Below are 15,848 nucleotides of genomic sequence, written 5' to 3'. Positions count from 1 at the left end.
TTCTCAATCCTTAATTTTCAATTCTACCGGACAGTGATCAGACCCCATAATTTCTGTATGGATCCTGGCATCTTCTAATCTGTCTTTTAGTGCCGGCGAGGTAATAAAATAGTCAATTCTCCATCCTGCATTCTTTTCTCTTGCTCTGAACCGATAAGACCACCAGGAATAGATTCCCTCCTGATCCGGATAAAAATATCGGAAAGTATCAATAAACCCACTTTCCAGCATTCTGTCAAAACATGCTCTCTCTTCATCCGTAAAGCCTGCGTTTTTATGATTGGTTTTTGGATTTTTCAGGTCGATCTCCTGATGTGCCACGTTCATATCTCCACAGCAGATCACTGGCTTTTTCTCCTGAAGTCTCAGAAGATATGCCAGGAAATCCTTTTCCCACTGCATACGATATTCCAGACGTCTCAGCTCACTCTGGGAATTAGGGGTATATACCGTAATAAAATAAAAGTCCTCAAACTCCAGAGTAATCACTCTGCCTTCTTTATCATGCTCTTCGATTCCCAGTCCGTAAGCTACAGATAATGGCTCCTTTTTTGTAAATACAGCTGTACCGGAATATCCCCGTCTGTTGGCATAATTCCAATATTGATAATATCCCGGCAGATCAAGCTTTACCTGTCCTTGCTGACACTTGGTCTCCTGCAGACAGAAAATATCTGCATCCAGCAAACGAAAGCTTTCTTCAAAGCCCTTGCCGATGCAGGCACGAATTCCATTCACATTCCAGGAAATAAATTTCATAAATTTCCACTCCTATATCTCAAAATTTCTGAACAAATCATTCTCTTCCGTTCATTATAACACATCTTATATAATTCCGCGATCATAATTCTCGTGAACCATAAAAAAATTGCATTTGACTTCCGTTTCTGGTACAATACTAATATTCAGACTTCTGTAAGAGTCTTGAATCATCAGGATACCATTAAGAAACAAAACTGTGTTTTCTATTACAGTCACAGTTCTGAACATTTATAAAAGAAAGAATGAGGATTAAAACCATGACAGAAGAATTTACAACCGGCGGATGTTCCCCCAGTGACTGCGCTTCCTGCAGCGGTTGCAGCAACCCAGAAGGAAACTGCCAGGATATCGAAGACAGACGCACCATCACCCTTACCCTGGACGATGATACAGAGGTAGAATGTGCGATCCTTACTATTTTCCCGGTAGATGCCAAAGAATATATTGCCCTTCTTCCATTAGATGAGAACGGTCAGAATGAGAGCGGTGAAGTATATCTCTATACCTTTGCCCGCACAGAATCTGGAGACCCGGTTCTTTCCAATATCGAAAGTGATGAAGAGTACAACAAAGCTGCCATTGCATTTGACACTGTTTTACAGAATGCAAAGGATTCTATGGAAAAAATTGAGAAATAATGCTTTCAGGCTTTGTCTCTCAGAATATTAAAGAACTGTCATAAGCCCTATAATATGTGCTTATGACAGTTTTTCTTTTTCTTAGATATTATACACACTCCGTACTCGAAGTCCTTCCGGTTTTCCCTGAAGAATCTTTATCCGTCGCTCTCCGGCGTTCATATCAAAATAATTATCCTCCAGAATTAAATCTTCTGTATCATTAAGAATCTCCACACTCTTTGCATAGGCAGAAGCATTCACGATAATCTCATCTCCCTCTGTCCTCACTTTCAGCTTTGGATCCAGATAATGGAAATATTTAGGATAAGAGAAAATAACAGTTCCCTGAGAGATCACCTGATCATCCTCCCATGCCTCAAAACTTACATATTCATTAAAACAGTCAATCTGTGGAAGTTCCACCTTATCCAGCCATACTGCAGACAAAGCAGGTACCTCTACCCACTGTTTCTCTTCCATAAGCACTGTGGCATCTGCCTTTCTCACTTCCCATTTCACAAGAACCCTACGGTCTGCGAGAGTTTCATTTGTCACATTCAGACGGATAGATTTTTCAAATTCAAAATGCTGACGATTCATATCCGCCTCTACTGTCATCCAGCTCTGTTCCTCACAGGAAAGCATCACCGGAGCAAAGAAACGCTTTGCATAATAATGTAATGCCTTCCAGCGACCATAATAATCAACAGATGACCAGGAGATTACCGGCCAACAGTCATTCAGCTGCCAGTAAATAGCACCCATACACCGTCCACGATTTCGTCTGTAATGCTCCACTCCATAACGGATTCCGTCTGCCTGGAGAAGCTGGGACGCATAAACAAAATCGCTGAAATTCTCAGGATAGCGATATGCAGCCTGCATATATTTGGCAATTTTTCCATTTCCTCCATAATTTCTCTGATGTTTTTCCATCACATAGGAAAATGGATTCAATTCCCTTGGATCATCTGTAACGGTTTCCAGTGTTTTTACAGAAGGAAAAGCCTGAAATCCAAACTCTGATGCATATCTGAAGAAATATTTCCTGTATTCCGCAAAAGGCTTATTCCCATGCCATACCTCCCAGTAATGTACATCTCCGCGGTTAGGATCATTGGGATTATCAAAGGATCCGCCTGAAGACGGGCTAGCCGGCCAGTAGAAAGTTTCCGGATCATATTCCCGTAAAATTTCAGGGATAATCCGTTCATACATAAACAGATAGTCTCTCACCTCTGACGGCTTTGTTACCCAGGTTCCCTCCTGTGTAAAGGTCTCCATCTCATTGTTGCCGCACCATAATGACAGGGATGCATGATGACGGAGACGTTTGATATTATCAATAAATTCCTGTCGGATGTTAGCCTCAAATTCCGGTGTAAGCTCATACATTGAGCAGGCAAACATAAAATCCTGCCATACCATCAGTCCCAGTTCATCACAGATATCATAGAACCAGTCCTCCGGATAATAGCCGCCTCCCCACACACGGACAGTATTGAAATTTGCTCTTTTACACTGAAGGAGCAATTCTCTGGTACGTTCCCTGGATGTCCGCTGAAGTAAATTGTCTTCCGGAATATAATCAGCACCCATGGCAAATATCTGATGTCCATTTACTTCATGGGCAAAGCTTTCTCCCCACTGATCCTTTTCTATATGCATGGTCATGGTTCGAAGACCAATCTTTCTGCACCAGGTATCTACAATCTGATTTCCTGCTTTCAGATTCACTTCCACCTGATATAAAGGCTGTTCTCCTAATCCATTGGGCCACCAGAGCTTCGGGTTGTCAATCTCAATTTCATCTGGAGACCCTTCCCATGTAGTCTTTGTTCCATCAGGTTCCGTAACTGTGATTTCATATTCCAGTAACTGACTCTGCTCTGATTTTCCTGCTTTTTCACAGTTATCTTCCTCAGCTTCATCCATTGTCTCCACATCAACTTCCGGTATCAGCAGCACCTTTCCCTCTTCATGGATCTGACGGATATACACGTTGTCCAGTCTGGCATGTTCTACTCCCAGAAGTGTTACAGGGCGAAAAATGCCTCCATCCGGCAGGCAGGCACCCCAGTCCCAGCCGCACATATAGTGTGCCTTGCGCAGATGCATAAATCCTTCCACTGTATCTTCATTTCCATGTGTTTTATATTTCTCGTAAGCTGCTGCCATAAATTTCAGAGGAGATCTGATAATGACACGAAGAGTATTTTCTCCTTTTTCCAGAATCTCCTTCACAGGAAACTCCCAGACTCTGTGCATACTTTCTACTCTTCCCAGACAGCACTCATTCAGATAAATATCCCCAATCGTATCAATTCCGTCAAATCTCAGGATTATTTCCTGACAGTTTTCAAATTCTGTTTCGTCATATATAAATACGGTTTTATATTCGTAATCTTCCTCCATCAGTGCCTTCGCCTGATATTCGTTATCTTCCCAGAATGGATCTTCCATTTTTCCAGCCTGAAGAAGAGCCATATAAATATCTCCCGGCACCTGTGCCGGAACCCATTCCTGCTCTTTCACATTGCACAACTGCCAGTTCTCATGAAGTTGCATTTTTACCATTGTTCCCGCTCCTTATATAGGATATAAAATCCTTGCCGGATTCCATCGGACATTTTTAATCCACTTTGCATCCAAACTTAGAATATCCTTACAATATCATTATACATTACCACAACCATCAGTACCATCAAAAGCATAAGTCCGGCAAAATGTATTGTTCCCTCGATCCGTCTGTTGACAGGTTTTCTGCGGATTGCCTCAATGACAAGAAATACCATCCTGCCACCATCAAGTGCCGGAAAAGGAAGCAAATTCATTACGCCCAGATTGGCAGAAAGAAGAACCGCCATATTCAGGAGATTCATCCACAGCATTACGCTTCCCTCACTTCTGCTTTCCTCATAAGTAGTACCAATTGCATCTACCACACCTACAGGTCCACTCAGATCCTTCAGACCAAACTTTCCGCTGCACAATTCCTTAAGGCTGAGAATGGTGGTACGGATCATATATTTCACCTCAACTGCCCCGTAACGGATCACGTCCAGCCCCTTTGCCTTCTCACAGTATATATTATAAGAAAATCCTGAATCCGCTGTCCTGTATTCCTTCGGGGTGATTGTATCATCATATTCCAGCCCTTCATGTTTCCAGGTGATCTTCACCGGACTGCCATCCAGCGGATGTTTCCTGATATAATCCTGATATTCCTGGCTGGTACTGATCCTTACGCCATTAATAGAAGTGATCACATCTCCCGCCTGTACACCGGCCTCCTCCAATGGCATTCCAGCCATTACAGATTCCACGGTCATAGGTGCACTGTCATCTCCCGTAAAATTGCATCCCAGCAGATATCTCACATTCGTGTCAGCCTTATAGGAAATTTCCTTCTTTTCGCCATCACGCTTTACTGTCAGATTTACAGTATCCCCTTCTTTTAATTCATTCATATAAGAATATACATAAAGATCTTTCCCCAGATCAATATGGTATCCCTGATAACTGGTGATCACATCTCCCTTTTTCAATCCTGCCGCTTCTGCTGCAGATCCTTCCTTTACAGAAAGGACTGTGGATGGTTCATAGCCTACCACTCCCACAATAATCACAGACAGTACAAATGCCAGTATAAAATTAAACACCGGACCTGCAGCCACAACTGCAATCCTGCCCCACACAGATGCATGATTAAAAGTTCCAGGTGCATCCTCTTCATCTGTATCCTCCCCAAGCATTGCGCAGGAACCACCTATAGGCAAAAGCTTGAGAGAATATCTGGTTCCTTTGTATTCCTTACTCAAAAGTCTTGGACCCATTCCCAGAGAAAATTCTGTTACAATGATTCCATTTTTCTTTGCCAGAAGAAAATGTCCTAACTCATGAAAAAGGATAATACCACTAAATATAATAATCGCAATAATTATTTTCAAATTACCACCTGCTTTCGATCCACTGATAGGTTTCCTTCTCAATCTCCAGGATCTGATCCAGATCCGGCTCCTTCACCAGGGTATGTCTCTCCATAGACTGCCCGATAATATCATATATATCCAGAAATCCTATTTTTCTCTGCAGGAATTTCTTTACTGCCAGTTCATTGGCAGCATTGAATACAGTAGGCATACTTCCGCCTTTCCCAGCAGCTTCTATTGCCATCGGAAGCCCCTGAAATGTTTCCATATCCGGTTCTTCAAAAGTAATCTGCTTCAGCGTTCTGAAATCCAGTCTGTCCCCTGCCAGGTATCTTCGGTCCGGATAACACAGGGCATACTGAATAGGCAGCCTCATATCCGGTGTTCCCAGCTGAGCTATTACAGCTCCATCCTCAAATTCCACCATAGAGTGGATAATACTTTGAGGCTGAACCACTACCTGAATATGATCCAGGTCCACATCAAAAAGCCATCTGGCCTCCATTACTTCAAGTCCTTTATTTACCAGAGTTGCAGAATCTACCGTAATTTTCTGTCCCATCACCCAGTTTGGATGCTTCAGCGTATCTTCCAACGTAACCTTCCTCAGTTCTGCTGTTTTCCTTCCCCTGAAAGGACCTCCGGATGCTGTGATCAGAAGCTTATGGATCTGTTCCTTTTTCTCTCCGTGAATAGCTTGAAAAATAGCACTGTGTTCACTGTCCACCGGAAGGATCTGAACATTCATTTTTCTGGCCAGTGGCATGATCAGATGTCCGGCAGTCACCAGTGTTTCTTTATTTGCCAAAGCAATATCCTTACCTGCCCTGATTGCCTCCATAGTCGGTCTGATCCCGATCATTCCCACAATAGCAGTCACCAGAATATCTGCTTCCTCCATTCTTGCCAGTTCCAGCAAACCATCCATACTGCTTACAATTTTCACATCCAGATCCTGTACTCTTACTGCCAGATCTCCGGCTGCATCTTCATTCCAGACAGCTGCCAGTCTGGGATGAAATTCACGGATCTGCTCTTCCAATTTATCAATATTATTTCCTGCTGAAAGTCCCACAATCTCCAGATCATCATTGGCCCGGACTACATCCAGGGTCTGAGTTCCAATGGAACCGGTAGAACCTAAAATTGCTATTTTTTTCATCTTGATCCCTTCTGTTATAATTATATTATCAAATGGATATTCACGATCCTACGCTGTGATCATAATCAGTGACAAAAAGTAAATTACAGGAGCTGTAAAAATCACACTGTCAAAACGATCCAAAATTCCTCCATGTCCGGGAATTAATTTGCCGTAATCTTTAATGCCCTGATTTCTTTTAATTGCAGATGCCGCCAGGTCTCCTACCATGGAGATCAATGCTCCCACTGCACAGATAACTGCATATTGAACCATTGGTCCCTGAGTTGCCGCAGCATAGGCTACACCCAGAAGTGTAGCTCCTGCCACACCCCCCACTGCTCCTTCTATAGATTTTTTCGGACTGAGCACAGGTGCCATTTTATGTTTTCCAATAAGCATTCCCACACAATAAGCGCAGGTATCACACCCCCAGGAACACAAAAAGATCAGCCATACATGGAATTTTCCTCCCTGCAGACATCTGGTCAGATAAATGAATGACAGCATTACTGCCACATAAACGATTCCAAACAATGCCGGCATAACCTGCTTTGCCTCATATTCCGGATAAGTAAATACATACACAAACATGATCAATACCAGGCCAAAAATAATTGCCAGCACCCCATATCTCTGAAAATCGAGCAAAACAGCAACATAATACAAGACAGCTCCTGCATATCCGGCCGCAGCCAACAGATAATTTTTTTCATTCTGCACCTTCATTGCCTTGTATAATTCTGACATACCAATCAGAGAAACTACAAGCAAAGTAAAAAACAGTATATATCCACCACTGATAATTGTTGCAAGCGCAATGATCACCAGCAGGATTCCACTTAAGAGTCTTGTCTTAAACATTTATGCTTCCTCCTTCACTCCACCGTATCTTCTGTCTCTCTGATTATACTTTTCAATTGCCTTCACCAACTCTGCTTTATTAAAATCAGGCCATGCCACATCTGTAAAATAAAACTCTGTATATGCCATCTGCCATAACAGAAAATTGGAAAGACGAAGCTCCCCACTGGTGCGGATCATAAGGTCAGGATCAGGAATCCCTGCTGTATCAAGATAATTTCCGAATACTTTTTCATCTATTTCCTGGGGATTTATCCTGCCATCAGCTGCATCCTGAGCAAGCTTTCGCACTCCCCGGATAATCTCATCTCTACTTCCGTAGTTCAATGCAATCTGGAAATAAATTTCATCATATTTTTGTGAATACTCCTCCAGTTTTTCAATGCTGTCCTGAATATCCTGATCAAATGCTGAAATTTCTCCAATTACACGAACACGCATTTTATTCTTATCAGCAAGTTTAATGCATTTCTTTAGATAACTGCGGAACAGCTTCATCAGACCATCCACTTCTTCTTTGGACCGTTTCCAGTTTTCTGTTGAAAATGCATAAACTGTAACATATTTTACTCCCAGCTCTTTCATATAATCACAGACTGTTTCCAGATTCGCGCAGCCCTTCATATGTCCATAGCTTCTGGGCATCCCTTTTGCTTTCGCCCAACGTCCGTTACCATCCAGTATAATGGCTATATGATTCGGTACATTCATATTTTTTCCTCATTTCTTATGTTCATTATATGCTGTGTACAAACCATGCTGCTCTCGCAGACACCATCTGCAAGCTTAAAAGAGAGCCCGCATAATGGAGCTCCCTTTACTTTTTATACAGTCATGATTTCTTTGCTCTTGGCATCTACCGCTGCATCAACCTCTTTAATATATTTATCAGTGCTCTTCTGGATCTTATCTTCCAGCTCCTTGACCTCATCCTCAGATACATCCTGTTTTGCAAGCTTCTTATATGCATCATTGGCATCACGACGGATATTGCGGACTGCAACCTTGGCAGCCTCACCTTTCTTCTTGACATCCTTTACCAGCTCCTTACGGCGTTCCTCTGTAAGCTCTGGGAAAACAAGACGGATCACTTTACCATCGTTGCTGGGATTCAGTCCCAGATCAGATACAAGAATTGCTTTTTCAATTCCTTTGATCAGGCTGGATTCCCAAGGCTGGATCTGAATCATACGTGCCTCCGGAACTGTCACATTCGCCACCTGCTGCAGAGGTGTAGGTGCTCCATAATAATCTACAGTCAGTTTATCGAGAATATGGGGATTTGCCCTTCCTGCACGAATTGTTGCCAGCTCGCTCTCAAGATTCGTCAGTGTCTTTTTCATTTTTTCTTCATATTTCTGAATTCTTTCATCCATTAGGTTTGTCTCCTTCTCCTGTTGTTTTATAAATTGTCTAACTGCTCTGCATTCCCATCCTTTCGGATCAGACAGTTACCTTTGTACCTGTGAATTTGCCGTGAACGGTATTAATAATACTGTCCTTCTCATCCAGTGCAAATACCAGCATTGGCATTTTCTGCTCCATACACATAATGGAAGCTGTCAGATCCATAGCTGCCAACTTTTTGGCTACTACTTCTTCAATGGAAATCTCATCATATTTCACTGCATTAGGATTGGTCTTAGGATCACTGTCGTAAATTCCATCTACTGCTTTTGCCAGAAGAATCGCCTCTGCCTCAATCTCCACTGCGCGAAGAACTGTTGCTGTATCTGTGGAGAAATACGGATGTCCTGTTCCGCCTGCAAAGAATACGATCTTACCCTGTGCAAAGCTCTCCTCCACTGCATCTTTGGAATACAAATCTGTAAATGCACCACAGACAAAAGGTGTATAAATCTGTGTCTTCATTCCCAGGTATCTGCAGATATCTGACACATAAATGCAGTTCATCACTGTAGCAAGCATTCCGATCTGGTCTGCCTTATTTCTGTCGATCGTCTCGCTGGTACGTCCTCTCCAGAAATTTCCGCCACCGATCACAATCCCGATTTCCAAACCTTCTTTGGAAATCTCACGGATCTGTTTGGCAACCTCAATAACTGTAGCCTCATCAAATCCTGTCTTTTTTTCACCGGCAAGAGCTTCCCCGCTCAATTTTAATAATACACGCTTCATATTGTTTTCTCCTAAAGTTCATTTTATGATACTTTTATTTTACCATATATTAGCAACAATTTCATTACCATTTTCATCAACTGTGGTAGAAACTGTAAAATTACTGTAATAATAGAAGCCTGTCTTTCCGGTTTCAGGATCTGTCTCATAACTGCTGCCCTGAGGAGAGCCACAAGCACTCTGCAGTGCATCAATAGACTGGCCCACATACTGCTTTGCAGTAGAAATCATATCATCTCCACCGCTATTATCATTGCCTCCGTTATTGTCATCTCCGCTGTTACTGTTGCTTCCACTGTTGCTGTCATCTGTATTGCTGCTGTTATCTGCATTACTATTTGAATCAGAATCTGTGTTCTGTGACGAATTATCACTGTTATCTGAATTGGTATTTTGATCATCCGTTGAATCAGAATCATCGATCATTCCCAGACGCTTCTTTACATCATTTAAAGTTGAAATTTCCCTCTTGGTACTTCCTGTCAGATATTTTGCATAAGGAATAGCATCCTCATCTGTGCCACTCATACAGAGAGTGATCTGTGAAATAGTACCCAGGGGAATATCCCGGAAAAAGCACTCATTCTTATCTTCATCAGAGAATCCTACACGAATATCATAAGAAGCAGTATTCTTAGTGATGTCTTCCGTTGCATTCGGCGAAAAATAATACAACGCTTTGTCCTTATCCTTTAATGTGAATTTTCCATCCACCAGGTCACTGCCCCAGGTATCATCATCAGAATCATCCTCATCCTCCCCATGTTTCCTGATATAAACAGAAGAAATATCACTTCCCATGTTATTCACAAAAATAACTTTGGAAGCAGTTGCTGATTCCTCGCCCATAATATTGGCAATCTCTTCCTCTGTAGACTGCTTCATATCCACAATTTCTGCTGCCTTAGTAACCTCAGGTGTAGGAGTGGCACTTGCTGCAACAGGTTGCACATCTGTATCTTTTTTCTTTCCACAGCCGGATACTGCCACTGTCAGTGCCAGTACTCCTGCAAGTATCAAAAATCGTTTCTTCATAATATATTCCCTCCTGTATCTGAAATATCCAGATTCAAAGCTGAATTTCAATTTCTTATTATTACAGAGTCTCTATAACTTGTCAACCAAAGTGCTTCTGATTTCATATAATTTTCAGAGTTATTGTCTTCCATAACAAACTATTTACTTTGCCGGACATTACTCTCAAACAAAAAGTTTTCTTACTACAGATTTCTTACTTTAAAATCGCGTTCTGCCTCTCTTCTCTGGTCTTTTTTCGCAATATCCTGTCTCTTATCATAAAGTTTCTTACCTCTTGCCACGCCTATCTCAACCTTCACCAGGCTATCTTTAAAATAAACCTTCAGAGGAACCAGCGTCAATCCCTTTTCCTTCAGCTTCGCTTCAATCTTATTGATCTCATATCTGTGAAGGAGAAGTTTCCGCACTCTCAGCGGATCCTTATTAAAAATATTTCCTTTCTCATAAGGGCTGATATGCATACCATAGATAAACACTTCTCCTCTCTCTACACGGATAAAGGACTCCTTGATACTGCATTTTCCCATTCGCAGAGATTTCACCTCTGTTCCTGCCAGTGCAATTCCTGTCTCATAAGTATCTTCTATAAAATAATCATGAAATGCTTTTTTATTATTTGCGATCAGCTTGATTCCTTTTGTCTTAGCCATCTGTCAATCTCTTCCTTTCCACAGCTACTCTTAATCTGCCAGCACAAAATCCACCGTCTTAAGAAGCTTATCTGCATCCTCCACGCGGACACACACCTTGTCTCCCAGCTTATACACCTTTTTTGTCATATCTCCTCTAAGTTCATAGCTTTCCTGATCAAAAGTATAATAATCATCCCTCAGTGTATTCACATGAACCAGTCCCTCCACAGTATTGGCAAGTTCCACATAAAATCCCCATCCAGTCACTCCGGAAATGATTCCTTCAAATTTTTCTCCGATATGATAAGACATATACTCTGCTTTCTTCAGTTTATCAGATTCTCTCTCCGCCTCATCAGCTCGTCTCTCACATACACTGGACTGTCTTGCCACTTCATCCAATATTTCCCGGTAATGCTCTGTTCTGCCTTCGCGCAGCAGCCTTCCTCTGAGATTGTCCTTAATGATCCTGTGAATCTGAAGATCAGGATATCGTCTGATCGGTGATGTAAAATGGCAATAATATTTGGCTGCCAGGCCAAAATGTCCACTGCATTCTGTGGTATATTTTGCCTGCTTCATGGAACGCAGCACCAATCGACTGATCATCGGTTCATTGGGAAGTCCCTCAATGCTCTCTATAATATTCTGGATTTCCTTAGGAGTGATTTCCTCTCTGGCCTTCTGAATCTTTACCCCCTGATTATGAAGCAAAGTCAAAAGACTCTCTATCTTTTCGGGGTCCGGATTGTCATGGGTTCTGTATACAAATGGAATTTCTTCTGTGCAGTATTCCTGAGCCACTGTCTCATTAGCCATTAACATAAAATCCTCTATAATCCTTGTAGCTACATTGGCTTCATAAGGCTTCACATCAATTGCCTTTCCCGCCTCATTTAATATGATCTTACTCTCTGGAAAATCAAAGTCAATAGAACCTCTGTGATGACGACTGCTGCGCAGTTTCTCTGACAATTCCTTCATCAGGAAAAACATGGGAAGCAGCTTCTCATAGCGTTTTTTTGCATCCTGATCTGTATCCTCCAGAATATTTTTCACATCTGTATAGCACATACGCTCATCTACATTGATCACTGTTTCCACAATCTGATGAGCCACCACTTTTCCCTGTGCATTAATATCCATAAGGCAGCTTAATGCAAGCCTGTCCTCACCCTGATTCAGAGAACAGATCCCATTGGAAAGTCTCTCCGGAAGCATTGGTACAACTCTATCTGCCAAATATACACTGGTTCCTCTCTTTAACGCCTCTCTGTCCAGAGCACTATTGTACTGTACATAATTACTTACATCTGCAATATGCACACCCAGATGATAAATCTCCCCTTCCTTGCTGAGAGAAATAGCATCATCCAGATCCTTTGCATCCTCACCGTCAATAGTTACGGTCTGCAGATGGGTCAGATCCAGACGTCCGTCACGGTCTGCATCAAGCACATGATCCGGCACTCTCTGTGCCTGTTTTATTACTTTTTCGGGAAATTCAGCAGGGATTCCAAAGCTTTTCACAATTGCCAGAATATCTGTCCCCGGTGTACGGATATTTCCCAGATTTTCCTTGATCTTTCCTTCCGGTTTTCTGTTTTTGGAACCGTAATCTGTTACAACGGCAATTACCTTATCACCATTTTTTGCTCCCAGTGAATTTTTCCTTGAAATATAAATATCCTTTGAAAATTTGGGATTATCACTGATCACAAAGCCAAAATCTCTATTAAGCTGATAAGTACCTACAATCTGCTCCATCCCTCTCTCCAGGACTTCCACTACTATGCCCTCACGGCGTTTTCCCTCTCGCTGTTCATCTTTAATGATAATCCGGACTTTATCCTGATTCACAGCAGTACCTGTGTCTTCCTCCGGAATAAAAATATCCTCTTCCTGTCCTTCGATCTCCACAAAGCCAAAACCCTTCGGATGTCCGATAAAGATTCCCTCTGCCTGCATCCCTTCTGGTTTCTTCCTGTCTTTACCCTCTTTTTCTCTGCGCTCTTTGCAATTTCTGTTCTCTTCTTTATGTCCTTTCAGATGCTTTTCTTTCTTTTTCCATTTTCCGGTGATCCTGGAGTATCTTCCCTTATTATCCTGAGTTATTTTTCCATCCTCACACAAACTATCCAGAACATCAAATAATTCCCTTTTCTCTTCTCTGGACAATCTCAGCAAAGAAGACAGCTCGCGCAGTCTCATAGGCTTGTAAACCGGATCCCCCATTAACTCTAAAATAAATTTTTTTCTGCGATCTATGTCTTTCCTGTTCATTTTACTCCTCTGTATCTATTTCATCATATCTGAAAATCAACTGTTTTCCAGCACTTTCACAATCAAGCGGATATTCGCAATCCACTTCGCTACTTGCTTCGGGTAAAAAAATGGCTGCCGCATAAGCACACATCCAAACAAGGATATGCTTACTGCAACAGCCGCATTTTCATTCTCTCATTAACCAAGTATATTCAGCACTACAGCTAATACGAAAAACAAAATTCCCATAACTGTGGTAGCCTTCACAAGTCCGCCCTCCATAGAACGACCCTTATTCTTGCCCCAGTATGTCTCTGCCGCTCCGGCAATAGCGCCAAGGCCCTGCTGCTTACCCTCCTGCATCAGAACTACAATAGTAAGAGCAATACAATCTATTAAGAAAATAATACCAAGAATAATCTTAACAACATTCACTTCATTACACCTCCTAATCAACTAGGAGATATTTTAACATAGCTGAGAGCGGATTTCAACTACAATTCTTGAATTTTCAATATTTTCCGTATTATCATGTTCACTGATAGTTGCTTACTGGTTTCCTTCTCTTATTCTATTTATACAAAAGGATTCTCATAAATTTCCAATTCTCCCAGTTCTTCGTGAATACGAAGAAGCTGATTGTATTTTGCATTTCTGTCAGATCTGCAGGGTGCCCCTGTTTTTATCTGCCCTGCGCCTGTGGCTACTGCCAGATCTGCAATAAAGGAATCCTCCGTCTCCCCTGATCTGTGTGAAATAACCACACGATATCCTGATTTCTGTGCCATTTCCACTGCATCCAAAGCCTCAGACAGCGTTCCTATCTGATTTACTTTCACAAGAATTGCATTTGCTGCCTTCTGTCTGATTCCGCAGGACAGACGCTTAATATTCGTCACAAACAGGTCATCCCCCACCAGCTGAACCCTTGCGCCCAGACGTTTCGTAAGTTTTTTCCATCCTTCCCAATCATCTTCTTCTAACCCGTCTTCAATAGATACAATAGGAAACTGATCCAGAAGTTTCTCATAATATTCGATCATTTGCTCTGAATCCCGCAAAATCTCTTTTCCTTTCATTAAGCTTTCACCTGGGAAAACATATGCATTTCTATCCTTATCATATAATTCACTGGCAGCTGCATCAATCGCAATATAGATATCCTTTCCCGGCTCATACCCAGCCTTTTTCACAGCCTCCATGATCAATTCCAGCACACTCTCAGAATCTTCCAGATCCGGAGCAAATCCGCCTTCATCTCCCACAGCAGTGGAAAGTTTTTTCTGTTTCAGTATGATTTTTAGACACTGATAAATTTCTCCACACATCCGGATCGCTTCTTCCATATTTGGAGCACCTGCAGGCATAATCATGAATTCCTGCAGATCCACAGTATTATCTGCATGCCTGCCCCCGTTTAAAATATTCATCATAGGAACCGGCATCCGTCCTGTATGACATCCTCCCATATACTGATACAGAGGAATACGCAAGGCTGCCGCCGCTGCCCTTGCCACTGCCATAGATACTCCCAAAGCAGCATTTGCTCCTACACTATTTTTATTATCCGTTCCATCTGTCTCAATAATCTTACGATCAATGAATTTCTGATTCAGCGCATTTTCTCCCAAAATTGCTTCTGCCAGTCTTGTGTTTACATTTTCTACTGCTCTGTGAACACTTAATCCTCCATAATTTCCTTTTTCTCCATCCCGCAGTTCAACTGCTTCAAATTTTCCTGTGGAAGCTCCGGAGGGCACCATAGCTCTCCCCGTATATCCATTTATCCCTATTACGCCTTCTCCTACCGTAACTTCTACTTCAACTGTAGGATTTCCTCTGGAATCCAGTACTTGTCTTGCGTGAACCCTTCTTACAGGCAGATAACGTAACATTTTAGAACCTCCTATAAAATTAGACTTTTATAGAAATAGTTTTTCCCGGATATTTTTTTCTATACAGTTTCTGATGAGCTTGTATTTTCAGAATATTTCTTATTTTATATTATCTTATTTGTCTTTTGTATTTTATTTTATATTTTTTCAAATTTATGCTTGACTTATTCAGAGTTATCTGATATAGTAAGGTCATAAAACAACAGGGGATAAAAAATAAAAACTGAAAGGAGTGAGACCACCGAAAACATAAGATTTTATTTATAATATGTGAAAGTGAGGTACAGACCACCAGCATAATTTATTTTAAATCAATTCTTATAATTTATGAAAGGCAGGTACAGACCACCAAGAACTTAAAGCTTTAAATCCAATAACGTTTTATATCTGAAACTTATTAATTTATTTAAAGAAGGTACAGTCCAATGAAGTATTAACGATTTACCCTATTTCCAAATTACAGAAGGATGGTACAGTCCAATGAAACCATAATGATTTACCTCATCTCTAAAAGACAAAAGGATGGTACGGACCAATGAAATCATAATGATTTACCCAAT

General features: G+C 41.5%; 14 protein-coding genes. 1 reads left to right on the top strand and 13 read right to left on the bottom strand.

What is annotated here, in order from left to right; all coding sequences use genetic code 11:
- Nucleotides 1–3: 3 nt before the first annotated feature.
- Entirely contained in the window at nt 4–759 is a 756-nt protein-coding gene (locus tag H8Z82_RS13920) for an exodeoxyribonuclease III (RefSeq protein ID WP_186995435.1), read from the bottom strand.
- 260 nt (nt 760–1,019) lie between these two features.
- Here H8Z82_RS13920 and H8Z82_RS13915 point away from each other — a divergent pair, with 260 nt between their 5' ends.
- Entirely contained in the window at nt 1,020–1,400 is a 381-nt protein-coding gene (locus H8Z82_RS13915; protein WP_186995434.1) for a DUF1292 domain-containing protein, read from the top strand.
- 81 nt (nt 1,401–1,481) lie between these two features.
- Here H8Z82_RS13915 and H8Z82_RS13910 read toward each other — a convergent pair whose 3' ends face one another.
- The 12 genes from H8Z82_RS13910 to eno all read right to left on the bottom strand — a co-directional run bounded on the left by H8Z82_RS13910 (nt 1,482) and on the right by eno (nt 15,288).
- Nucleotides 1,482–3,959, bottom strand: coding sequence for a beta-mannosidase (locus tag H8Z82_RS13910; protein ID WP_186995433.1), 2,478 nt, complete (start codon nt 3,957–3,959; stop codon nt 1,482–1,484).
- Between the two features lie 77 nt (nt 3,960–4,036).
- Nucleotides 4,037–5,332 (bottom strand): RIP metalloprotease RseP, encoded by a 1,296-nt coding sequence (gene rseP, locus H8Z82_RS13905; protein WP_186995432.1) that lies wholly within the window; start codon nt 5,330–5,332, stop codon nt 4,037–4,039.
- A gap of 1 nt (nt 5,333) precedes the next feature.
- Nucleotides 5,334–6,476, bottom strand: coding sequence for a 1-deoxy-D-xylulose-5-phosphate reductoisomerase (gene dxr, locus H8Z82_RS13900; protein WP_019161119.1), 1,143 nt, complete (start codon nt 6,474–6,476; stop codon nt 5,334–5,336).
- A gap of 48 nt (nt 6,477–6,524) precedes the next feature.
- On the bottom strand, nt 6,525–7,319 hold the full coding sequence (locus H8Z82_RS13895) for a phosphatidate cytidylyltransferase (RefSeq protein ID WP_019161118.1): 795 nt from the start codon (nt 7,317–7,319) through the stop codon (nt 6,525–6,527).
- Complete coding sequence (locus H8Z82_RS13890; RefSeq protein ID WP_019161117.1) at nt 7,320–8,030, bottom strand: isoprenyl transferase; 711 nt, start codon at nt 8,028–8,030, stop codon at nt 7,320–7,322. It abuts the gene before it with no gap.
- Between the two features lie 113 nt (nt 8,031–8,143).
- Nucleotides 8,144–8,695: a ribosome recycling factor gene (gene frr / locus H8Z82_RS13885; RefSeq protein ID WP_019161116.1), complete on the bottom strand. Its 552-nt coding sequence runs from the start codon at nt 8,693–8,695 to the stop codon at nt 8,144–8,146.
- A gap of 67 nt (nt 8,696–8,762) precedes the next feature.
- Nucleotides 8,763–9,458 (bottom strand): UMP kinase, encoded by a 696-nt coding sequence (gene pyrH, locus H8Z82_RS13880; RefSeq protein WP_173743462.1) that lies wholly within the window; start codon nt 9,456–9,458, stop codon nt 8,763–8,765.
- Between the two features lie 39 nt (nt 9,459–9,497).
- Complete coding sequence (locus tag H8Z82_RS13875; RefSeq protein ID WP_186995431.1) at nt 9,498–10,493, bottom strand: hypothetical protein; 996 nt, start codon at nt 10,491–10,493, stop codon at nt 9,498–9,500.
- A gap of 185 nt (nt 10,494–10,678) precedes the next feature.
- Nucleotides 10,679–11,146: an SsrA-binding protein SmpB gene (gene smpB / locus H8Z82_RS13870; RefSeq protein WP_019161114.1), complete on the bottom strand. Its 468-nt coding sequence runs from the start codon at nt 11,144–11,146 to the stop codon at nt 10,679–10,681.
- A 30-nt stretch (nt 11,147–11,176) separates the two neighbouring features.
- Nucleotides 11,177–13,411, bottom strand: coding sequence for a ribonuclease R (rnr, locus tag H8Z82_RS13865; protein ID WP_186995430.1), 2,235 nt, complete (start codon nt 13,409–13,411; stop codon nt 11,177–11,179).
- 180 nt (nt 13,412–13,591) lie between these two features.
- Nucleotides 13,592–13,828, bottom strand: a complete 237-nt coding sequence (gene secG / locus H8Z82_RS13860; RefSeq protein WP_019161111.1) for a preprotein translocase subunit SecG — start codon at nt 13,826–13,828, stop codon at nt 13,592–13,594.
- A gap of 140 nt (nt 13,829–13,968) precedes the next feature.
- Nucleotides 13,969–15,288: a phosphopyruvate hydratase gene (gene eno / locus H8Z82_RS13855; RefSeq protein ID WP_186995429.1), complete on the bottom strand. Its 1,320-nt coding sequence runs from the start codon at nt 15,286–15,288 to the stop codon at nt 13,969–13,971.
- Between the last annotated feature and the right edge of the window lie 560 nt (nt 15,289–15,848).

It is taken from the genome of Blautia difficilis (assembly GCF_014297245.1).
Classification (GTDB): Bacteria; Bacillota; Clostridia; order Lachnospirales; family Lachnospiraceae; genus Blautia_A; species Blautia_A difficilis.
Note: the sequence above shows the minus strand (reverse complement) of the source record. Positions and strands in the feature narration are given on the sequence as shown.